We start from the raw sequence: 21431 nt of genomic DNA, 5'->3' as shown, positions 1-21431 counted from the left end.
ATGATTGCCTGAAACAATGTCATTAATGTGAAGTATGGTGCCGGCTTCAATCGGCGAGTGGTTCTTTCTGCGCGATCTCTTTCTCGATCTTTTCCAGTTCTTTCTTAAAAGCCTGATCGTGGATGGTCTGTTTTTTACGCCAAGGCTTGCGCTCTGGATCGGGTTGCGCTGCATAAGTGGTTATCTCGCCGCCATATACCGTCTTGAAGCGGTTGGCCTGCTTTTCCAATTCGGCGCGTAGTTCTTCTTTTGTCACTCTTTATTTTCCTTTCTGAAACTGCTGACGCGAGGCGCCAGCGCACTAAGGTGTGGCGCAGCTTTTCAGAGGCGCGGCCTATTTAAAAGGTTTGAATGGCGGCATTGCAAGCGGGCGGAATCGAACAAGCTTATTGAGAAGTTACACTTGCCGAATCCGGCGGCGCCTCCTCAAGGTAGCTCTAGTCGAGCCACTTGGAGCCTCTGTGTCCGCCTGATGCCGGACCCAAGTATCAAAGAAAAACCAGTGAATGTCTCGTTTGTTGTTCTCAGTAACCGCCTTGCTCTGCAGGAAAGCTGCAGTAGCGTTCAGTTACGCCCACCTTTTTTTAAGCAATAAAAAACCGCGCCAGAAATTGGCGCGGTCTTCATCACATTGCCGATTTAGCGAGACTGGCTGGCAATGTTGTCGGGCGCACGGCCATAAACGTCATCGAGTCGCTCGATGTCATCTTCGCCTAGATAACTACCAGACTGAACCTCGATGATTTCCAGCGGAATCTTGCCCGGGTTGGCCAGACGATGGATAGACGTCACCGGAATATAAGTCGACTGGTTCTCGGTCAGTAGGAAGGTCTTGTCATTGCAGGTGACTTGGGCAGTGCCGGAAACGACGATCCAGTGCTCGGCCCTGTGATGATGCATCTGCAAGGAGAGTTGCGCGCCCGGGTTCACGCAAATGCGCTTGACCTGGAAGCGGCCGCCCATATCGACCGAATCGTACCAGCCCCATGGGCGGTATACGGCGCAATGGTTCTGCGTCTCAGAGCGCTTCATGGCGTCGAGCTTGTTGACCAGCTTCTTGACGTCCTGGACCTTGTCCTTGTGCGCGATCATTGTCGCGTCCTTGGTCTCGACCACAACGATGTTGTCCAGCCCAACCACTGTGACCAGTTTGCCGTTGCCGTGTACCAGGCAGTTGCGGCTGTCTTCGACGATCACATCGCCTCTGGTCACGTTGCCGTTCTCGTCTTTTTCCAGCACGTCCCAGAGAGACGACCAGGAACCGACATCGCTCCAGCCAGCTGACATCGGTACGACGCAGGCCAGTTCGGTCTTTTCCATCACGGCATAGTCGATCGAGTTGTCCGGGCAGCACGCGAACGTGGCCGGATCAATCAAGACTTCTTCCCCATTCTTGGCGCTGCGCTCCAGAGCGACCCAGCAGGTGTCGTAAATGTCCGGGTCGTGCTTTTTCAGCTCTTCCAGGAACACGCTGGCGCGGAACAGGAACATGCCGCTGTTCCAATAGTAGTCGCCCGATTCAACGTACTGCTGCGCGCGCGCCTCGTCGGGCTTCTCGACGAAGTTGGTAACGCGATTGACGCCTTCAGGTAGGCCATTGCGCTGAGTGTGGTCACACTTGATGTAGCCGTAACCGGTTTCTGGACTCGTCGCAGGGATGCCGAACAGGACCATCTCGCCGTTTTCCGCTGCGTTGGTCGCCAGCGCCAGGGAGCGTTGAAACGCTTTATGGTCCTCGATCACGTGATCCGCTGGAAGGACCAGCAGCAACTCATCGCGGCCATCTTCAAGCAGTTTCATGGCCGCAATGGCGATCGCCGGGGCCGTGTTACGGCCGAAAGGCTCGAGCATGAGGCCCTGAATGCTCAGCTTGCGTGCTGCCAGCTGCTCTTTGACGATGAAACGATGTTCCTGGTTGCAGACCAGCAAGGGAGGCTGCATGCCTTCGAAGGCCAGACGCTCGATGGTTTGCTGGAACAAGGTCTGCTCGGCTGTCAGAGCGAGGAACTGCTTAGGGAACGCTTTACGCGAAAGAGGCCAAAGCCGGGAACCGCTGCCGCCTGAGAGGATGACCGGAATCATGTTGTTTCTCCTGAATCGTTGAGAAGGGGAAGTTCTTCTTGTCCATTTGGGCGGCATGGGCATGCATGCTCACCGTACATCTGTTGGTCGGGCCTTCAGGTGCCGCGCGCCGTCAAGTTTCGTTTTCCTGCAGGAAAACAATCTTCGGGGCGAACTGCGTGCTCCGAGCCTGAAATTTGGGGTTTTGCCTGATAGTCGATTGATGCCGCGTTAAAGCTCGCGGAGCTGATCGCCGTGCTGAAAGGGGTACGTGCGAACCCTCTATCGATCTGCCACAAGCAGGATGGCGTCTGTTCTGCACGCGCTTTCTCTGCCTGGAGCTGGCGCTGCCTACGCTGTACGGTGAACACCGATGCTGCGTTGGTCCGGCCTGTTTGTAATCGGTTGGTCATGCTTGGCGACCTTTCAGGTCTGCGTCGGCTGACACCTTGAAAATCCTGTTTTGAATTCCACTGCACGTTCATGTGCGACGTCCCTTTCCATCTGGAAATGCCGGTACGCGCTTATGATTGCGGGTGCCTAGGGTTAGTTCCCTGCGTCTGTGCCGCTGATCGGAGAGTTTTTTGGCACAAAGCAGAGCGTCACGTTCTACTGATGAGAACTGACGGCGCGGCGAGTAAGTGGCTTGAGGGACGGGGGAGTTGCGGGAGTGTACGGCGCTTTCCCTCGTCTTGGTCGACGAGGGGGACGGAAGGCAAGGTGTCAGGACGTGGCGTCGCGCAAAAACACCAAGTGCTCAGCGGATGAATCGTCAGCGCTGTAGCAATACCCGTCGTAGTTGAAATCCTTCAGTTTCTCGGGGTCCTCGATACGCTCTTTGATGACATAGCGGCTCATCAGGCCGCGTGCTTTCTTCGCATAGAAACTGATGATCTTGTACTGGCCGTTCTTCATGTCCTTGAAGTCGACCTCGATGATCCGAGCGTTTAACGCTTGGCGCTTAACGGCACCGAAATATTCGTTCGAAGCGAGGTTCAACAGCACATCGTCGCCCTGCGCGGCCAGCGCCTCGTTGAGCCATTGACTGATTCGGTCGCCCCAGAACGCATAGAGGTCTTTGCCGCGAGAGTTGTTGAGCTTAGTGCCCATCTCCAGGCGGTAGGGCTGCATCAGATCCAGGGGCCGTAGCACTCCATAAAGCCCGGACAACATGCGCAGGTGCCGCTGGGCAAACTCGAAATCATCCTCGGTGAAGTCGCTGGCATTCAAGCCGGTATAGACGTCGCCCTTGAATGCAAGTAGTGCCTGTTTGGCGTTGTCTGGATTGAAGTCGGCATTCCAGCTGCCGTACCGGGCCACGTTCAAAGCGGCGAGCTTATCGGATAGATGCATCAGTTCGCTGATCTGTTGAGGCGACAGTTCGCGCAGTTGGTCGATCAGCTGCTGGCTGTGGTCAAGATGTTCAGGTTGAGTAAAGCGTCGAGTAGACGGCGGGGTGTCGTAATCCAGGGTCTTGGCCGGGGAAATCACCATCAGCATGCAAGGGTCTCCTTTAATGTGGGGGCGATTCTAGGCCGTATCGCTGTCGACGCTCCAGCTATGGACTCGATTACCCCAGCATTGCGCCGGGAGTGCGTTACGCCTACCTGTTATTGAAAGGAGAACGGATGACCAATTGCAATCACTCGCAGTGGCAGCCATCCCACGACTACCGGCCGCTGGAGCAGAGCTCAGAAAAGAGAACCTGGGCAGTAGTGGTGTTGACGGGCCTGACTATGATCGCCGAGATCGTTTCCGGGTATCTGTTCAATTCGATGGCTTTGCTTGCAGATGGCTGGCACATGGCTTCGCACATGGTGGCCATAGGTATGTCCGCCGTCGCTTATGCGTTTGCCCGACGGCACGTCCATGATCGGCGTTTCGCCTTTGGTACCTGGAAGATCGAGGTATTGGCAGGGTTTGCCAGTGCGCTGGTACTGGTCATGGTTGCACTGCTGATGATCGGCGAGTCGCTTCTGCGGTTCTGGGTGCCTGCGCGTATCGGCTTCAACGAAGCGTTGTGGGTGGCTGCGCTAGGGCTCGTGGTGAATCTGTTATCGGCCTGGTTGCTACGTGACCAGCCACATCAGCATGCTCATCACGATCACGATCACGATCACGATCACGATCACGATCAAAATTCAGGGAAGGACCTTAATCGCCATGCGGCCTTCATCCATGTGCTTACTGACGCTTTGACTTCGGTGGCTGCGATTATTGCGTTGCTTGGCGGTAAGTACTTCGGCTGGGGCTGGTTGGATCCGCTGATGGGCATCGTCGGCGCGATCATCATCCTGATGTGGGCCAGGGGATTGTTGCGCGATACCACCAAGGCACTGCTGGATCGGGAGATGGACGATCCGCTGGTGCAGCAGGTTCGGGAAAGGTTGGAGTGTGTGCCTGATACAGAGCTGGTCGATTTGCACCTTTGGCGAGTGGGACGTGCGCAGTACAGCTGCATTTTCAGCGTTGTCACACACCAGCCGTATTCAGCGGACCACTACAAGGCACAGCTGGCGGGATTTGCGAAGCTCGTGCATGTAACCGCTGAGGTCAATCGCTGCGGCGAAAGGGCGCAGGTTGATTACTGAGCCTAGTCCTCCGTCCAGCATGCGCCAAGCGCTATTCGTCGTTCCGAAAAAAAAACGTCATCTGCCCGAAAAAGACTTTTTCCTGTCATCTGTTTTGCGGTATTACCAGATGCAAGACCGCCGAAACCTGCACTCACAGGTGGCGGCCTCTGGGTGGCCCCAAGCCCCTGCCTCCCAAGTCCGCTCACCTTGCGCACGGTGGTTTTCTCTACGGCGGAGCGCATTCGGCCCTCCGTCGTCCCGGCTCGAAAAAGGTGATCGCGTATGGATGACTACGGCAGACCCCGCGCAACTCAGCCCACCCTCTACGTTCTGGATACGAACGTTCTGATTCACGACCCTAACGCGTTATTGAATTTTCAAGAGCACCAGGTCGCTATCCCCATGACCGTGCTCGAAGAGTTGGATCAACTCAAAGCAGGCAAGCACAGTGTTGCGGCTGAGTGTCGGCAGGCGATTCGTTTGATCGACAAGGTGCTGGGTGATGCGACGCCTGAACAGGTCGAACTGGGTGTGCCGATCCAGCGTGAGAAGAGCGGTCCCTGTGGCAGCCTTTCTATCCTCATGAGCAAGGGTGCGGACTCCAGCGCTTTGCCTGACGACCTCAATGACAACAAGATCATCAATCAGGTCGTGGACCTGCAACGTCGTATCGCAGGCGTTCCGGTGGTGCTCGTCACCAACGACATCAACATGCGGCTCAAGGCCCGAGCCTGTGGCGTAGCTTCGGAGGACTACCACACCGATAAGCTTGTTGATGACGTGGGGCAGCTGTCGCGCGGATACCACAGTCTGAGCGGCTCATTCTGGGACAGGGTCAGTAAGGTCGATACGCATCAAGGGCACGGTCGAACCTGGCATCGGGTGCAGCTGATCGACAATCTGCCAGCCGTACATATCAACGAGTTCATTCTCGACGAGCAGGGCTTCGTAGGCTGGATCAAAGGCATCAAGGCTGACGAATTGCTATTGCTCGACATGCACCAGGAACCCCTGATGCATCAGGAAGCTTGGGGTCTGCGGCCGCGTGACATCCATCAGGCGCTGGCGCTGTTCGCCTTGCTCGATCCGGATATTCATCTGGTAAATCTGTCGGGCGCTGCGGGCTCAGGCAAGACGATTCTTGCCCTGGCCGCTGCGATCGAACAAACGGTGGTGAGCAAGCGCTACCGCCGAATCATCGCCACACGCAGCGTACAGGGGCTGGATGAGGACATCGGCTTTTTGCCGGGCACCGAGGCGGAAAAGATGGAACCTTGGCTTGGGGCGATCACTGACAACCTCGAAGCACTGCATATGGATGATGAAAGCACTCACGGCAGCGTCGACTACATTCTGCAAAAGGTCCCGCTGCAGTTCAAATCACTCAACTACATCCGTGGCCGCAGTTTTCAGCAAAGTCTCATCCTTATCGATGAGTGCCAGAACCTGACGCCGCATCAGATGAAGACCATCATCACGCGGGCTGGCAGCGGTTCGAAGGTGGTATGCCTCGGCAACCTTGCGCAAATCGATACGCCCTATCTTTCCGCGACGAGTTCGGGCCTGACCTACCTCACTGAGCGTTTCAAGGACTTCCCGCACGGGATGCACATCACGCTTCAGGGCGTGCCTCGCTCGGTGCTGGCCGAGTACGCCGAGGCTCATATGTAAATCTGGCGGGGCAGGGATGCGGTGCGGCCATTGTGTTTACAATGCCGCATCGATATCCGGAGCTGCCAACCTATGCTTACTCACCTAGATGCCCAGGGTCGGGCGAACATGGTCGACGTTACTGCCAAGGCCGTTACGGCTCGCGAGGCGGTAGCGGAGGCCAGGATCCGCATGCTTCCTGAAACCCTGCAGATGATCCAGCAGGGTGGCCATCCCAAGGGAGACGTCTTTGCAGTGGCGCGTATCGCTGGCATCCAGGCGGCGAAGAAAACTCATGAACTTATCCCTCTTTGTCATCCGCTGCTACTGACCAGCATCAAGGTCGATCTGCAAGCGGATGGTGAAGACTGCGTGCGGATCGAGGCACGCTGCAAACTGGCTGGTCAGACCGGCGTGGAAATGGAAGCGCTGACAGCTGCGAGTATCGCCGCACTGACCATTTACGACATGTGCAAGGCAGTCGATAAAGGCATGGTCATCGACGGCGTTCGGTTGTTGGAGAAGTTGGGTGGCAAGAGTGGCCATTGGCAGGTGTCGGCATGATTCAGGTTCAATATTTCGCCCGTTACCGCGAAATCCTGGGGCTCGATTCTGAACAGTTGGAGTGGGACGCCTCCCTGCGCAACCTCGATGATCTGCGTGCTCGCCTGGCGGCACGCGGTGCCGCCTGGGATGTCTTGGCCGAGCAGAACCTGATGTGTGCTCGAAACCAGGAATTATGCAGCTTGACCGAAGCGCTATCCGATGGCGATGAGGTGGCGTTCTTTCCTACGGTAACCGGAGGCTGAGCATGGCAGTACGCGTCCAGCAAGCAGCGTTCGACCCTGGTAGCGAACTAAACGCGCTTCATGCCGCCAACCTTGGTGTCGGAGCGGTGACGGGGTTTGTTGGCTACGTCCGCGATTTCAATGACGGGCGGGACGTCGCCGGGATGTTCCTTGAGCATGCGCCAGGCATGACCGAAAAGGCGTTGCAGAAAATCATTGATGAAGCGAATGAACGTTGGCCCCTGCTCAGGCTTGAGATCCTGCACCGCGTCGGGCATCTGGGCCCGGGAGAGCCGATCGTTTTTGTCGGAGCGGCCAGTGCCCATCGTGAAGCCGCTTTCGATGGTTGTCGTTTCGTCATGGACTATCTGAAAACCCGCGCGCCCTTCTGGAAGAAGGAAGACACGCCGGACGGGCCGCGCTGGGTAGAAGGGCGGTGCAGCGATCGGGACGCCGCCGACCGCTGGAAGGGTGGCGCGGCCGACTAACTGAAAGTGATCTGCAGTTTGTACAGCAGGGTCGACAGCACCGAGACGATCCCCAGGCCGAGTAGTGCTACGCCCCACTTGTGCTCGCGAAAATTGAAGCCTGCCCCCATAAGAATGAAGCTCGCGACGATCAGTAGCAGCATGGTGTCGATGCGATCCATAAAAGGCTCCCGCTGTGAGTGGCTTTCATTCACTTTAGGTGCTCATGCGCAACACATGGTGATGCAGGTCAGTGCTGTCGCAGCGCGAGGCAATCTAATAATAAAAAAGGCGAGGCCGGTTATGGCCTCGCCTTTTGCGTCATACGAGCGTTAGCGTTTCTGCGGCACTGGTGCCAGCAATTCCGCCGGCGGCATTTCACAGCTGATCTTGCGTCCCAGCAGCGCCTCGATTGCTGGCAGGGCAAATGAATCGTCTTCGCCGGCAAAGCTGATCGATGTGCCGCTGGCGCCGGCTCGACCTGTACGCCCGATCCGATGCACGTAGTCATCGGGTACTTCCGGCAGGGTGAAATTGATCACGTGGCTGATGCCATCAACATGAATGCCGCGGCCTGCGACATCGGTGGCGACCATGACGCGAATCTTGCCTTCGCGAAAACCTTCGAGCGCACGAATGCGCTTATGCTGCGGAACGTCACCTGACATCTGCACCGCACTGATGCCATCTCGCGTAAGACGTTCTTCTATGCGCCGGACTTCGTCCTTACGGTTGGCAAACACCATCACTCGGGTCCAGTCATTCTGGGTGATGAGGTTGTAAAGCAGCTTGTATTTGTCGCTGCCTGCGACGGCGTAAACATGCTGTTCGACGGTGTCGCTGGCTACGTTCAGCGCTTCGATTTCGACGATGGCCGGGTCCGTGGTCCACTGCTTGGCCAAGTTCATCACGTCTTCGGTGAAAGTCGCCGAGAACAGCAGCGTCTGCCGTTCGCTCTTCGGCGGGGTCTGGCGAATGATCTGGCGTACCTGCGGGATGAAACCCATGTCGAGCATGCGGTCCGCTTCATCGAGTACCAGCACTTCGACCATGTCCAGGTGCACTTCGCCGCGCTGGTTGAAGTCCAGCAGACGACCCGGGGTTGCGACCAGGATGTCGCAATAGCGTGATTCCAGCGCTTTGAGCTGCTTGTCGAAGTCCATGCCGCCCACGAAGCTCATCACGTTCAGGCCGGTATATTTGGTCAGGTTCAGCGCATCATTGGCGATCTGCACCACCAGCTCGCGCGTCGGCGCGATGATTAGCGCGCGGGGTTCCCCCATGTAGCGGTCACTTGGCGGTGGCGTTTGCAGCAGCTGAGTGATGGTTGATATGAGAAACGCAGCCGTTTTACCCGTGCCGGTTTGCGCGCGACCAATGGCGTCGCGGCCCTTCAGTGTAAAGCCTAATACCTGCGCCTGGATGGGGGTGCAGTACGGAAAGCCCAGCTCGTGAATCGCGTGCATCAGCTCGGGCGCGAGCTTGAAGTCATGAAACCGGGTTTTGCCTTCAACGGGTTCTACCACGAAGTCATCCAGTTTCCAGGCCGGGACGGGAGGAGCGGCAGGTTTGCGGGTGCGTTCAGACCGCGGTTTGGCGGAGGATCTTGGGGCGGTCTCAGCCTGTCTCTCGGGGGGGGCAGGACGCGGCGATGTACTGGGTTCGGTGTATGTAGCAGTACTGCTGCGAGACTCGGAGGCAGTGGGCTCGGCCGCGCTTTTGCTGAAAATCTTCTTGAGTGCTTTGAGCACGGTATTCTCGTCTTTATCTTTAAGGTTTGCCCATCAGTGTAATGCAAGACACACAGACGGCGAAGACCTGCTCAAAGCTCGTCGATCCAGCACCAAATATTATCCGCAGACGCGATTTCGTCCTTGTTCCTTGGCCTGATACAGCGCTTGGTCAGCCTGGTCGATAAGGCTGTCCAGATCATCGTTGACTCGCATGGGTGCAACGCCGATGGAAATGGTCACGCCGGGCAGCAGGCCGATCGGCGATTGAAAGGATACGATGTCTTCCAGGCTCTGGCGTAGCCGCTCCCCGACGTTCCTTGCGTCTTCAAGTGCCATCTCGGGTAACAGCACCACAAACTCTTCGCCACCGTATCGCACCAGGCTATCAGCCGGGCGGAGCAGCTTGCCGAGCGTGTTGACCACCAGGCATAGCGCATGGTCGCCCGCAAGGTGGCCGTGTCTGTCGTTGTAATCCTTGAACCGATCCACGTCGAGCATGAGCAGCGACAGTGGCTGACCGCTGAGGGCACAACGGGCACTCTCGCGAACGTAGATATGCTCAAGCCACCGGCGGTTGAAAGAGCCAGTCAGCTTGTCGATGTTCGCGTTCTGTTCGCTGTTGATGATCAGTCGATCACTCAGGCGAACCCGATGGCAGAGTAACTCGGCCAGGTTCTGCATCAGTTGTGGCGAGCGGGTCAGCAACTGCATCGAGCGACGATGTACGCGCAGCAGGATCGAAGGTTTCAGTGCAACCACGAAAGCTGATGGGGGCAGATCGTCCATGAAGCTGATCTCGCCGGCACAGTCGCCAGGTCCGATAGCACGAACCGGGTTGCCATCGAGCGTGTCCAGATGGACAGCCAGTTCGCCTTCGAGAAGTAGGTAGAGGTACCGGTTGTGTTCGAGCGGGGAAAGCAGGAGCTCACCCATATCGATCTCATAGGGCTCAAGTACTTCCTGCAACAGCCGTAGACAGGGTTCGTCCACCCGGTCCAACAGCCTTACCTTTTTGAGGTGCTGCATCTCGACCCGCCATTCGGCTGACTTCATGACTGCAACACCCGATTGGCTGACTTCCTCGTCATGAGATCGTACGCGTCCAATTACTGGCTAGGTCGGCTTCTTCTGGCCGCGATGCTCGCTACGAGTGCAGGTGCATCGAGTATTAATCTACCCCCGACAAGCGTAGCTGTAATTGCTGACAGGGACAGGCGCGCAACGTCACATTTTTCTTTGAACAAAGTCAGCCATTACGGGGTTTCTAGCCCAGTTGGTCCGCCAGCCAATCTCCTATATCGCGGATTTCAGCAGGTGTCACTTCATGGGCCATGGAGTAATCCTTCCATTGCGCCTTCACCTGATTCTGGATCAGGCAATCGTAAGCGGCACGGCCCATCGCCGGGAGCACTACTTCATCCCGCGAACCATGCAGCACCAGCACCGGCAAGCCGGTCTGTGCTGGCGAGAGCTTCAAGTCTGGATTGAACGTCGGTGCGTAGGTCGATAGCGCGATAACACCACCCAGTGGGCCGAGCCAGCGCAGGAAAGCGGTGTGGTAGACCACGGCCCCTCCCTGGGAGAAACCAGCCAGGAAGATTCGGGCGGGGTCGATACCGCTGTCGCGCTGCGCCTCGATCAGGTCGATCACGCTTTGTGCCGATTGCTCCAGCTGAGCCTGGTCGATGGCCCGGGCGGGGCTCATCGCGAGGATGTCGTACCAGCTCGGCATGGCCCAGCCGCCGTTGATGGAAACCGCCCTTGTTGGCGCCTGAGGCAATACGAAGCGGGTCGTGTGCAAACGTTGCTGCAACGCTTCGGCCACGGGTTGGAAGTCGTAGCGATCGGCGCCCAGGCCGTGCAACCAGATTACGCATGCGTCGGCTGTTTTAGAGGGCTCGATGATCAGCGGGTCACTCATTAGGGGCTCCGTTCGGGTGGTGCGCGCCAACTTGGTGCGGGCGCGGCGGTGAAATGCTGCGAATTGCGGCGAGGTTACCTGCAGCGGGCGCTGTAATGAAGCACAAGGCTTAGAGCGCGGCCGCGTTCACATTCTGGTACGGCGCTTGCTTTGATTCATTTATCCGATGTGTGAGCACGTCTTCAGTACGCCTAAAGACAAAGCACATCGGGGGTGTTGCTGATAACCAAACGGCGGCTAGACTGAGGTCAGTTTCTTCTTCGTCCCCTCGACGGACATCGAGCGGCAGCCTGTGATCCAGGCAGAAGATGCTAACCACAAGAATAAAAGCAAACTGGAGGTTTCGATGATTAGGGCTAAATCCACACTGGCCGTTCTTGGCGCTGCAGCATTGTTAGGCGCTAGCGGCTTGGCACAGGCGGGGGCGACTCTTGACGCAGTCAAGAGCAAGGGGTTCGTGCAGTGCGGCATCAGCGACGGGTTGCCGGGTTTCTCGTACACCGATGCAAAGGGTGAGTACAAAGGGATCGATGTGGATATCTGCCGCGCGGTGGCGGCTGCTGTTTTCGGTGATGCAGGCAAGGTCAAGTACAGCCCGCTGACCGCCAAGGAGCGCTTCACTGCGCTGCAATCCGGTGAGGTTGACGTGCTGTCGCGCAACACCACCTGGACCAGTTCACGCGATGCGGCGATGGGTTTGAATTTCACCGGCGTTACCTACTATGACGGCCAGGGCTTCCTGGTAAACAAATCGGTTGGTGTTTCCAGCGCCAAGGAGCTCGACGGCGCAACTGTCTGCATTCAGGCTGGTACTACGACCGAGCTCAACCTTTCCGACTACTTCCGCACCAACAGCCTCAAGTACACCCCGATCACTTACGACACCTCCGATGAGAGCGCCAAGTCGCTTGAGTCCGGTCGTTGCGACGTGCTCACCTCCGACCAGTCGCAGCTGTATGCCCAGCGCATCAAGCTGGCCAAGCCGGACGACTACGTCGTGCTGCCTGAAGTCATCTCCAAGGAGCCGCTTGGCCCAGCCGTGCGTCAAGGCGACGAAGAGTGGTTCGACATTGTCCGCTGGTCGTTGTTTGCGATGATCAACGCTGAGGAACTGGGCATCACCGCGGCGAACGTCGAGGAAACAGCAAAGAGCACCAAGAACCCTGACGTGGCTCGTCTGCTGGGCGCAGAAGGTGAATACGGCAAGGATCTGAAGCTGCCGAAGGACTGGGCAGTACAGATCGTCAAGCAGGTTGGCAACTACGGTGAAGTGTTCGAGCGCAACATTGGCTCTGGCAGTGAATTGAAGATCGAACGCGGTCTCAATGCGCTCTGGACCAATGGCGGTCTGCAGTACGCACCTCCGGTGCGTTGACCGAGCTGGGCCGGTGATCAGCCGGCCTTGTTTCAAGGATGAGCCTTGCCGGTGCCTTTGCACCGGCAGTGCCGTATGAGGTTTCTTGATGCGAACCATCGCTAAATCGGGGGCAGCGCGCGGCTCGTTGCTCACGGATCCGCAGGCGCGTGCCTGGCTGTTTCAGGTCATTGCCGTTATCACAGTCGTTGCAGTTGGCTGGTTTCTGTTCCACAACACCCAAACCAATCTCGCCCATCGGGGCATTACGTCAGGCTTCGGCTTTCTCGACAATGCAGCCGGTTTCGGCATCTCTCAACATCTGATCGACTACAGCGAGAGCGACTCCTATAGTCGCGTCTTCTGGGTTGGGTTGCTCAATACGCTGCTCGTGAGCGTTGTCGGGATCATCCTGGCGACGATCATTGGTTTCATTCTCGGGGTGGCCCGGTTGTCTCCGAACTGGCTGATTCGTCAGATCGCCACTGTTTACATCGAGACGTTCCGTAACATTCCGCCGCTGCTGCAGATCTTCTTCGTCTACTTCGCCGTGCTCGCACCACTGCCGGGTCCGCGAGACAGCTTGAGCCTGTGGGACGTGGTCTTCGTCAACAATCGCGGCGTGCAGATGCCATCGCCCAGCGCGGGGGACGGCTTCTGGCCGTTCTGGATTGCGCTGTTCGTGGCGCTGGTAGCAATCGTCATGCTCAACCGCTGGGCACGAGCGCGGCGCCACGCGACAGGGCAGATGTTCCCTGTCTTCTGGGCCAGCTTTGCGCTGTTCATCGGTATCCCCACACTTTGCTCGATGTTGTTCGGTGCGCCGTTTCTCTGGGAAGTACCCGAGTTGCAGCGGTTCAACATCCGCGGCGGTTGGGTGGTTATCCCGGAGCTGGTCTCTATCGTGCTGGCGTTGTCGGTCTATACCGCAGCCTTCATCGGTGAAACGGTTCGCGCGGGTATTCAATCGGTCAGCCATGGCCAAACCGAGGCGGCTGCGTCGCTAGGCTTGCGCCCTGGTCGGGTGCTCCGTCTGGTAATCATCCCCCAAGCGATGCGGGTGATCATTCCGCCATTGACCAGCCAATACCTCAATCTGGCGAAGAACTCCTCGCTGGCTGCGGCTATCGGCTATCCGGACATGGTCTCGCTGTTCGCCGGCACCGTGCTGAATCAGACCGGGCAGGCCATCGAAACCATGGCCATCACCATGAGTGTGTACCTCGCCATCAGCATCAGCATCTCGCTACTGATGAACTGGTACAACAAGCGCATTGCGCTGATCGAGCGGTAAGGACAAGCGCATGACAACTCATACTTTCAAACCGGACCTGCCGGCGCCATCCACCAATATCGGTGTCCTGGGCTGGATGAGGGCCAATCTGTTCTCCAGTTGGATCAACACGCTGCTGACGCTGGTTGGCATCTATCTGATCTGGCTGATCGTTCCACCCCTCATCGAGTGGGCGATCATCAAGGCCGACTGGACTGGCGAGACGCGCGCCGACTGCTCTCGCGAGGGCGCTTGCTGGGTTTTCGTCCAGACGCGCTTCAGCCAGTTCATGTACGGCTTCTATCCGCCTGAACTGCGTTGGCGTGTGGATGCCACAGCCTGGCTTGCCGTCATCGGTGCAGCTCCGCTGTTCCTGCGGCAGATGCGTCATAAGGCAAGCTACGGGATCGCCTTTCTGGTGATCTATCCGCTGGTCGCCTATTGGCTGTTACACGGTGGTTTCCTGGGGCTCGAAACAGTACCGACCAGCCGTTGGGGTGGGTTGATGCTGACCATCGTCATCGCAGCGGTAGGCATAGCCGGAGCGTTGCCCCTGGGCATCCTGCTGGCGCTAGGGCGGCGCTCGAACATGCCGGCCATCCGGGTGCTTTGCGTAACCTTCATCGAGTTCTGGCGAGGCGTACCGCTTATCACGGTGCTGTTCATGTCATCGGTGATGCTGCCGCTGTTTCTGCCCGAAGGCATGAACCTCGACAAGCTCATGCGGGCCATGGTCATGGTGATTTTCTTCGAAGCTGCCTACATCGCCGAAGTGGTGCGTGGTGGTCTGCAGGCAATCCCAAAGGGGCAGTACGAGGCGGCCGCAGCGATGGGCCTGGGTTACTGGCGCAGCATGGTGCTGGTGATCCTGCCGCAGGCGCTGAAAATGGTGATTCCAGGCATCGTCAATACCTTCATCGCACTGTTCAAGGACACCAGCCTGGTGATCATCATCGGCTTGTTCGACTTCCTCAATAGCATCAAGCGCGCCACCTCCGACCCTGCCTGGCTAGGGATGTCGACCGAGGGGTACGTTTTCGCAGCATTGGTTTACTGGATCTTCTGCTTTGGTATGTCGCGCTATTCCATGCATCTGGAACGCAAGCTCGACACCGGCCACCGGAATTAAGGACAGCATCATGAACGACAAACGCATTCAATCCGAGCAGCCTGAGCGGGCCAGTGAACCGGTCATCCAGATGCAAGGCGTACACAAATGGTATGGGCAGTTTCACGTCCTCAAGGACATCAACCTGAACGTCACCCAGGGTGAGCGCATCGTCCTTTGCGGTCCGTCGGGGTCTGGCAAGTCCACCACCATTCGCTGCCTCAATCGGCTTGAGGAGCATCAGCAGGGGCGCATCGTGATCAACGGTGAAGAACTGACCAATGACCTGAAGCAGATCGAGGCGATCCGCAGCGAAGTCGGCATGGTGTTCCAGCACTTCAACCTGTTTCCTCATCTCACGGTGCTGCAGAACTGCACCCTTGCGCCAATGTGGGTCCGCAAAATGCCGCGACGTCAGGCAGAGGAAATCGCGATGCACTATCTGGAGCGAGTTCGCATTCCTGAGCAGGCCGGGAAATTCCCGGGGCAACTTTCGGGCGGCCAGCAGCAGCGTGTCGCGATCGCCCGGGCCCTGTGCATGAAGCCCAAGATCATGCTTTTCGACGAGCCTACCTCGGCACTGGATCCTGAAATGGTCAAAGAAGTGCTTGATACCATGGTCGGCCTCGCTGAAAGCGGGATGACAATGCTGTGCGTGACGCATGAAATGGGCTTCGCCCGCACGGTCGCTGACCGGGTGATCTTCATGGACAAAGGGGAGATCGTGGAGGAAGCCGACCCGGAAACCTTCTTCACCCAGCCGAACAATGAGCGCACCAAGCTCTTCCTGAGCCAGATCCTGCACTGACGACATGCGGCGGGACGCCGACCAAGGTCCGAGTGGATGTCGCTTCTCGCGCATCCACTTTGGGTCTGCTCCCGGTATCGCCAGATCCTGCTCGCTTCCCTTGCAGCGCCCTTAGCCTCGGACGCTGTCATGGGCTAGAATACGCGGCCCGACTGCTCCCCCCTCCGAGGCTGTTCCGACGATGTTGATCCTGCGCGGCGCTCCCGCTCTTTCCGCCTTCCGTCACGGTAAGCTCCTGGCACAACTGACCGCGAAGGTCCCCGCTGTAAGCGGGTTGTACGCCGAGTTTGCTCATTTCGCCGAATTATCCGGCACGCTTGGCGCGGACGAGGAGCAAGTGCTCGCCCGGCTGTTGAAGTACGGTCCGAGCGTACCGGTACAGGAACCAGCCGGCCGACTGTTCCTTGTGATTCCGCGATTCGGAACCATCTCCCCCTGGTCAAGCAAGGCGAGCGACATCGCGCGCAACTGTGGCCTCGAGAAGATTCATCGGATTGAACGCGGCATCGCTTACTACGTCTCAGGAGAGCTGTCCGACGCCGACGCAGGACAGATCGCCGCCGCCCTGCATGACCGCATGACCCAGCTTGTACTCGAGCGGTTCGAAGAAGCCGAAAGCCTCTTCAACCATGCCCAGCCCAAGCCCCTGACCGCCGTTGACGTGCTCGGTGGTGGTCGCGCTGCGTTGGAGCAGGCGAACGTCTCGCTGGGCCTGGCCTTGGCTGAGGACGAGATCGACTACCTGGTTACCAGTTTCACCGACCTGGGGCGCAATCCGCATGACATCGAGTTGATGATGTTCGCCCAGGCCAACTCTGAACATTGCCGGCACAAGATCTTCAACGCGAGCTGGGACATCGATGGCGAGAGCCAGGAAAAGTCTCTGTTCGGCATGATCAAGAACACCTTCCAGTTGCATGGCGAAGGCGTACTGTCGGCTTACAAGGACAATGCCGCAGTCATCGTCGGCAACGTGGCAGGACGCTTCTATCCAGATCCCGAAACAGGCGAGTACGCGGCCAGCCAGGAGCCGGTGCACATCCTGATGAAGGTGGAAACCCATAACCACCCAACCGCCATCGCGCCGTTCCCGGGCGCCGCCACCGGCTCAGGCGGTGAAATTCGTGACGAAGGCGCAACCGGCCGTGGCGCCAAGCCGAAGGCGGGTCTGACCGGTTTCACTGTTTCGAATCTCAACATTCCCGGTTTCGAGCAGCCGTGGGAAGTGCCGTACGGCAAGCCCGAGCGCATCGTCACTCCGCTCGACATCATGATTGAAGGCCCGCTGGGCGGCGCGGCGTTCAACAACGAATTCGGTCGGCCCGCGCTGAGCGGTTACTTCCGTACGTTCGAGCAGTCGATCAGCACCCCGCATGGCGAAGAGGTCCGCGGCTATCACAAGCCGATCATGCTCGCCGGTGGCATGGGCAACATCCGTGAAGACCATGTGCAGAAAGCCGAGATTTCGGTGGGCGGCAAGCTGATCGTGCTGGGTGGTCCTGCAATGCTTATCGGCCTGGGTGGAGGCGCGGCCTCGTCCATGGCTACCGGCAGCAGCTCGGCGGATCTCGATTTCGCATCGGTGCAGCGCGACAACCCAGAAATGGAACGGCGTTGCCAGGAAGTCATCGACCGTTGCTGGCAGCTGGGCGATAAGAACCCGATCAAGTTCATACATGACGTCGGCGCGGGCGGCCTTTCGAATGCCTTCCCAGAACTGGTCAACGATGGGGGCCGCGGCGGGCGCTTCGAGCTTCGCAATGTGCCGAATGACGAACCCGGCATGGCGCCGCACGAGATTTGGTGCAACGAGTCTCAGGAGCGTTATGTGCTGTCGGTCGATGCTGCCGATCTGGAGCGTTTCGAGGCGATCTGCAAGCGCGAGCGTTGCCCCTTTGCTGTCGTAGGCGAAGCCACTGCTGAGCCGCACCTGACAGTTTCCGATAGCCATTTTGGCAACAACCCGGTCGAAATGCCGCTCAATGTCTTGCTGGGCAAGGCGCCCCGTATGCACCGCAGCGCAAATCGCGAAGCCGAGCTCGGCGATGATTTCGCAGCCGATCAGGTGGACCTGTCCGAGGCCATCGGCCGAGTGCTGCATCACCCGGCCGTAGCGAGCAAGAGCTTCTTGATCACCATCGGTGATCGCAGCATCACCGGCATGGTGGCGCGCGACCAGATGGTAGGTCCCTGGCAGGTGCCTGTGGCTGATTGTGCGGTGACTTCGACCAGTTACGACGTCTATACCGGCGAAGCCATGGCGATGGGCGAGCGCACTCCGCTGGCGCTTCTGGACGCACCGGCTTCAGGGCGTATGGCGATTGGTGAAACATTGACCAACCTCGCGGCAGCGCGTATCGAAAAAATCTCCGACATCAAGCTCTCCGCAAACTGGATGGCGGCAGCAGGTCATCCGGGCGAGGATGCGCGCCTGTACGACACGGTCAAGGCTGTTGGCATGGAGCTTTGCCCCGAACTAGGCATCACTATTCCGGTCGGCAAGGACTCCATGTCGATGAAAACCCGGTGGAGCGAAGAGGGCGTCGACAAGAGCGTGACTTCCCCGCTTTCGCTCGTGGTGTCCGGCTTTGCCCCAGTCGCGGACATTCGCCAGACCCTGACGCCTCAGTTGCGGCTCGATAAGGGCGAAACCGATCTGGTCCTGATCGACCTGGGGCGTGGACAGAACCGCATGGGCGCGTCGATCCTTGCACAGGTTTACGGCCAGATGGCGCGAAAAGCGCCGGATGTCGATGATGCCGAAGACTTGCAGGCATTCTTTGCCGTGATTCAGGGCCTCAATGCCGATGGGCTGTTACTGGCTTATCACGATCGCTCCGACGGTGGCCTGCTGACAACCGCGCTGGAAATGGCATTCGCCGGGCATTGCGGGCTCAATCTCAACCTTGACGCGCTGGTGGAGAGTGCCGATCAGATCCCTGCCGCCTTGTTCAATGAAGAGCTGGGTGCGCTGGTTCAGGTTCGCCAGGGCGACACCGAGGTCGTGCTCGCCCAATTCAGCGCTGCAGGTCTCGCCGACTGTGTGTCGGTCATCGGCCAGCCAGTCAACAATGAACATGTCGCGATCAAGTTTGAAGGCGTTGATGTCTTCTCCGGCGACCGTCGTCTGCTGCAGCGTCAGTGGTCCGAAACCAGCTATCAGATCCAGCGCCTGCGGGATAACGCCGATTGTGCTGACCAGGAGTTCGACGCGCTGCTCGAAGAGGATAACCCAGGCCTTAGCGTCACTCTCGGCTTCGACGTCAATGACGATATCGCTGCGCCGTACATCAAGCGCGGCGTGCGCCCCGAAGTGGCAATCTTGCGTGAGCAGGGCGTTAACGGTCAGACCGAGATGGCGGCGGCCTTCGACCGTGCCGGCTTTGCCGCTGTCGACGTGCACATGAGCGACATCCTCTCCGGGCGAATCAGCCTTGAGCGTTTCAAAGGGATGGTCGCATGCGGCGGCTTCTCCTATGGCGACGTGTTGGGCGCGGGTGAGGGCTGGGCCAAGTCGATTCTTTTCAATAGCCGCGCCCGCGAGGATTTCATCAGCTTCTTCGAGCGCAAGGACAGCTTCGCTTTGGGCGTATGCAACGGCTGCCAGATGCTTTCCAACCTTCACGAACTAGTCCCTGGAAGTGAGTCCTGGCCGCACTTCGTGCGCAACCGTTCGGAGCAATTCGAAGCCCGGGTTGCCATGGTGCAGGTGCAGGATTCTCCCTCCATCTTCCTGAAAGGCATGGCCGGATCCCGCCTGCCGATTGCTATCGCCCATGGTGAAGGCCATGCCGAGTTCGAAAGCGAGGAGGCATTGCTCGAAGCCGATCTTTCCGGAACCGTGGCGCTCCGTTACGTCGACAACCACGGCAAGGTCACCGAGCGCTATCCAGCCAACCCGGGCGGTTCGCCGCGTGGCATCACTGGCCTGACCACCCGCGATGGGCGTGTGACCATCATGATGCCGCACCCGGAGCGGGTTTTCCGCGCTGTTACCAACTCATGGCGTCCTGACGAATGGCAAGAGGACGGCGGCTGGATGCGCATGTTCCGCAACGCCAGGGTCTGGGTGGATTGAAGCTGGATTGAGTAAAGGGAGCCCGAAGCGCTTATGTGTCTCGGGCTTTTTATTGCCTGTGAATTGATCGCCAGCGATCCCTGAACCAAGCATTGGGGCTCTGCGTCTAAGCTTGATCGGGTTGGGGCTTAAGGGTGAGCCTGAACGTTATAGATGTCGCATGGAGTCATGCACGGCTAACGGTTTTCTGTGCGGAGAAGTCGATGTACAAGCTGTGTTTCTATGTTCCGGAAAGCCATCTGGACGCAGTCAAGAAAGCGGTATTTGCAGCCGGGGCCGGGAAAATCGGTAGCTATGACAGTTGCTGTTGGCAGGTACTTGGTCATGGCCAGTATCGCCCGCTCGAAGGCAGTCAGCCGTTTCTCGGACAGATTGGCCAGTTGCTGTCAGTCTCGGAGTGGAAGGTTGAGCTGGTGGTCGCAGACGAGTTGATTCACGACAGCGTCAAGGCGCTAAAGCGGGCGCATCCCTATGAAACGCCAGCGTTCGAAGTCTGGCGGCTGTCAGATATGCAGTTCTGACAGCTTATAAACAAAAACCCCGATCTCATGCGAGCTCGGGGTTTTCTATGGCAGGGCGACCGCCGATGCGGTCATACGCTGACGTTAAGTCGTACTTCGATATTGCCACGAGTCGCGTTCGAATACGGACAAACCTTGTGAGCCGCTTCGGTCAATTGCTCCGCTGCGGTCTGCTCAAGCCCAGGCAGGCTGACATCAAGCTCTACTTCAAGCCCAAATCCGCCGGGGATCTGACCAATTCCAACCTTTCCTGTTACTGCTGTTTCGGCGGGCAGCTGTTGTTTTTGCTGTCCGGCAACGAACTTGAGCGCACCGATGAAACAAGCGGAGTAACCAGCCGCGAAGAGTTGCTCGGGGTTGGTGCCTTCGCCACCCTGGCCGCCCAATTCGCGCGGAGTGGAAAGTTTTACTTCCAGCAGATTGTCAGACGACACGGCACGCCCATCGCGACCTCCAGTAGCAGTAGCGGTGGCAGTGTAAAGGGGCTTGAGTGTTTGCATGGCTCGATTCCTCCGGGTTTGATTTGGTTGAGGTAAAGTTATCGCGATGATATTTATCGCGCAAGATAAATATCATCAGTGTCCGTTTCGTGGCGTTAAGTGGAGGACGGCCGGGGCCGGGCAGTCAGTTGCTTTTCAGCAGTGCATTGCGAAGGGAAACAAGTTGGTCGCGAAGCGCCATGATGGTATCAGGCGATTGACCGGTGCACTCGAGCATGCAAGCAGGGAAGTCGGCTGCTTGTTTTTCGAGAGCGCATCCGGCCTCCGTGAGGTGAAGTTCGACAACGCGCTCGTCGTTGCTGCTGCGGGTGCGGCTGATAAGGCCCTCTGCTTCAAGCCGCTTGAGCAGCGGCGTTAATGATCCGGGTTCGGTCAGAAGCCGAGCGCTTATCTCCCCAACCGTGATGCCGTCACGCTCCCAGAGGACCAGCATCGCCAGGTATTGCGGGTAGGTAAGCCCAATCGCTTGGAGAAGTGGCTTGTAGGCTTTGGTCATCTGCAGCGATGCGGAATAGAGCGCGAAACACAGCTGGTTGTCCAGCTGTAACTGTTGGTTTAGGCGAGTCTTCGTCATGGGTGACCGGGGCTAGGTGAGA

General features: G+C 58.2%; 21 protein-coding genes. 11 read left to right on the top strand and 10 right to left on the bottom strand.

Going from position 1 to position 21431, the window contains the following annotated elements; genetic code table 11:
• Positions 1 to 46 precede the first annotated feature (46 nt).
• From EA797_RS12310 to yaaA, 4 genes are all read right to left on the bottom strand, one after another.
• Positions 47 to 256, bottom strand: coding sequence for a hypothetical protein (locus EA797_RS12310; RefSeq protein ID WP_122165540.1), 210 nt, complete (start codon positions 254 to 256; stop codon positions 47 to 49).
• A gap of 383 nt (positions 257 to 639) precedes the next feature.
• Positions 640 to 2082 (bottom strand): mannose-1-phosphate guanylyltransferase/mannose-6-phosphate isomerase, encoded by a 1443-nt coding sequence (locus EA797_RS12305; protein ID WP_122165538.1) that lies wholly within the window; start codon positions 2080 to 2082, stop codon positions 640 to 642.
• A gap of 95 nt (positions 2083 to 2177) precedes the next feature.
• Positions 2178 to 2546, bottom strand: coding sequence for a hypothetical protein (locus EA797_RS21700; protein WP_147456818.1), 369 nt, complete (start codon positions 2544 to 2546; stop codon positions 2178 to 2180).
• A 238-nt stretch (positions 2547 to 2784) separates the two neighbouring features.
• A complete protein-coding gene (gene yaaA / locus EA797_RS12300; protein WP_122165536.1) occupies positions 2785 to 3561 on the bottom strand; it encodes a peroxide stress protein YaaA in 777 nt (258 codons plus the stop codon).
• Between the two features lie 128 nt (positions 3562 to 3689).
• Here yaaA and dmeF point away from each other — a divergent pair, with 128 nt between their 5' ends.
• The 5 genes from dmeF to moaE all read left to right on the top strand — a co-directional run bounded on the left by dmeF (position 3690) and on the right by moaE (position 7560).
• On the top strand, positions 3690 to 4652 hold the full coding sequence (gene dmeF, locus EA797_RS12295; protein ID WP_122165534.1) for a CDF family Co(II)/Ni(II) efflux transporter DmeF: 963 nt from the start codon (positions 3690 to 3692) through the stop codon (positions 4650 to 4652).
• A 264-nt stretch (positions 4653 to 4916) separates the two neighbouring features.
• On the top strand, positions 4917 to 6305 hold the full coding sequence (locus tag EA797_RS12290) for a PhoH family protein (protein ID WP_122165532.1): 1389 nt from the start codon (positions 4917 to 4919) through the stop codon (positions 6303 to 6305).
• Positions 6306 to 6377: 72 nt separating this feature from the next.
• A complete protein-coding gene (gene moaC / locus EA797_RS12285; RefSeq protein ID WP_122165530.1) occupies positions 6378 to 6848 on the top strand; it encodes a cyclic pyranopterin monophosphate synthase MoaC in 471 nt (156 codons plus the stop codon).
• A complete protein-coding gene (locus EA797_RS12280) occupies positions 6845 to 7093 on the top strand; it encodes a MoaD/ThiS family protein (protein ID WP_122165528.1) in 249 nt (82 codons plus the stop codon). Before moaC ends, EA797_RS12280 begins: the two co-directional genes overlap by 4 nt.
• A 2-nt stretch (positions 7094 to 7095) precedes the next feature.
• Complete coding sequence (gene moaE, locus EA797_RS12275) at positions 7096 to 7560, top strand: molybdopterin synthase catalytic subunit MoaE (RefSeq protein WP_122165526.1); 465 nt, start codon at positions 7096 to 7098, stop codon at positions 7558 to 7560.
• Here the strand turns inward: moaE and EA797_RS21835 are convergent.
• The 4 genes from EA797_RS21835 to EA797_RS12260 all read right to left on the bottom strand — a co-directional run bounded on the left by EA797_RS21835 (position 7557) and on the right by EA797_RS12260 (position 11193).
• On the bottom strand, positions 7557 to 7721 hold the full coding sequence (locus tag EA797_RS21835) for a hypothetical protein (protein WP_167468807.1): 165 nt from the start codon (positions 7719 to 7721) through the stop codon (positions 7557 to 7559). The genes moaE and EA797_RS21835 overlap by 4 nt on opposite strands.
• A 150-nt stretch (positions 7722 to 7871) precedes the next feature.
• Positions 7872 to 9290: an ATP-dependent RNA helicase RhlB gene (gene rhlB, locus EA797_RS12270; protein ID WP_122165524.1), complete on the bottom strand. Its 1419-nt coding sequence runs from the start codon at positions 9288 to 9290 to the stop codon at positions 7872 to 7874.
• Between the two features lie 99 nt (positions 9291 to 9389).
• Positions 9390 to 10325 carry a GGDEF domain-containing protein gene (locus EA797_RS12265; RefSeq protein WP_122165522.1) on the bottom strand — a complete coding sequence of 312 codons (936 nt, stop codon included), beginning with the start codon at positions 10323 to 10325 and terminating at the stop codon, positions 9390 to 9392.
• Between the two features lie 211 nt (positions 10326 to 10536).
• On the bottom strand, positions 10537 to 11193 hold the full coding sequence (locus EA797_RS12260; protein ID WP_122165520.1) for an alpha/beta hydrolase: 657 nt from the start codon (positions 11191 to 11193) through the stop codon (positions 10537 to 10539).
• Between the two features lie 346 nt (positions 11194 to 11539).
• Between EA797_RS12260 and EA797_RS12255 the strand changes: the two genes are divergently transcribed.
• The 6 genes from EA797_RS12255 to EA797_RS12230 all read left to right on the top strand — a co-directional run bounded on the left by EA797_RS12255 (position 11540) and on the right by EA797_RS12230 (position 20335).
• The gene (locus tag EA797_RS12255; RefSeq protein ID WP_122166296.1) at positions 11540 to 12568 is read left to right on the top strand and encodes an amino acid ABC transporter substrate-binding protein; all 1029 of its coding nucleotides are present in this window, start codon (positions 11540 to 11542) and stop codon (positions 12566 to 12568) included.
• A gap of 88 nt (positions 12569 to 12656) precedes the next feature.
• Positions 12657 to 13841, top strand: coding sequence for an amino acid ABC transporter permease (locus EA797_RS12250; RefSeq protein WP_122165518.1), 1185 nt, complete (start codon positions 12657 to 12659; stop codon positions 13839 to 13841).
• Positions 13842 to 13851: 10 nt separating this feature from the next.
• A complete protein-coding gene (locus EA797_RS12245; protein ID WP_122165516.1) occupies positions 13852 to 14949 on the top strand; it encodes an amino acid ABC transporter permease in 1098 nt (365 codons plus the stop codon).
• 10 nt (positions 14950 to 14959) lie between these two features.
• The gene (locus tag EA797_RS12240; RefSeq protein ID WP_122165514.1) at positions 14960 to 15736 is read left to right on the top strand and encodes an amino acid ABC transporter ATP-binding protein; all 777 of its coding nucleotides are present in this window, start codon (positions 14960 to 14962) and stop codon (positions 15734 to 15736) included.
• Positions 15737 to 15917: 181 nt separating this feature from the next.
• On the top strand, positions 15918 to 19814 hold the full coding sequence (purL, locus tag EA797_RS12235) for a phosphoribosylformylglycinamidine synthase (protein ID WP_122165512.1): 3897 nt from the start codon (positions 15918 to 15920) through the stop codon (positions 19812 to 19814).
• A 203-nt stretch (positions 19815 to 20017) separates the two neighbouring features.
• Positions 20018 to 20335 carry a YqfO family protein gene (locus EA797_RS12230; RefSeq protein ID WP_122165510.1) on the top strand — a complete coding sequence of 106 codons (318 nt, stop codon included), beginning with the start codon at positions 20018 to 20020 and terminating at the stop codon, positions 20333 to 20335.
• Between the two features lie 71 nt (positions 20336 to 20406).
• Here the strand turns inward: EA797_RS12230 and EA797_RS12225 are convergent, their stop codons facing one another.
• Together EA797_RS12225 and EA797_RS12220 are read right to left on the bottom strand one after the other, a co-directional pair.
• Positions 20407 to 20835 (bottom strand): organic hydroperoxide resistance protein, encoded by a 429-nt coding sequence (locus tag EA797_RS12225; protein ID WP_122165509.1) that lies wholly within the window; start codon positions 20833 to 20835, stop codon positions 20407 to 20409.
• Between the two features lie 124 nt (positions 20836 to 20959).
• A complete protein-coding gene (locus EA797_RS12220; protein ID WP_122165507.1) occupies positions 20960 to 21409 on the bottom strand; it encodes a MarR family winged helix-turn-helix transcriptional regulator in 450 nt (149 codons plus the stop codon).
• Positions 21410 to 21431 lie beyond the last annotated feature (22 nt).

This window comes from Stutzerimonas zhaodongensis, from assembly GCF_003696365.1.
In the GTDB taxonomy this organism is placed as follows: domain Bacteria; phylum Pseudomonadota; class Gammaproteobacteria; order Pseudomonadales; family Pseudomonadaceae; genus Stutzerimonas; species Stutzerimonas zhaodongensis.
The sequence above is the reverse complement of the archived record's forward strand: the minus strand, read 5'-3'. Positions and strand labels throughout refer to the sequence as shown.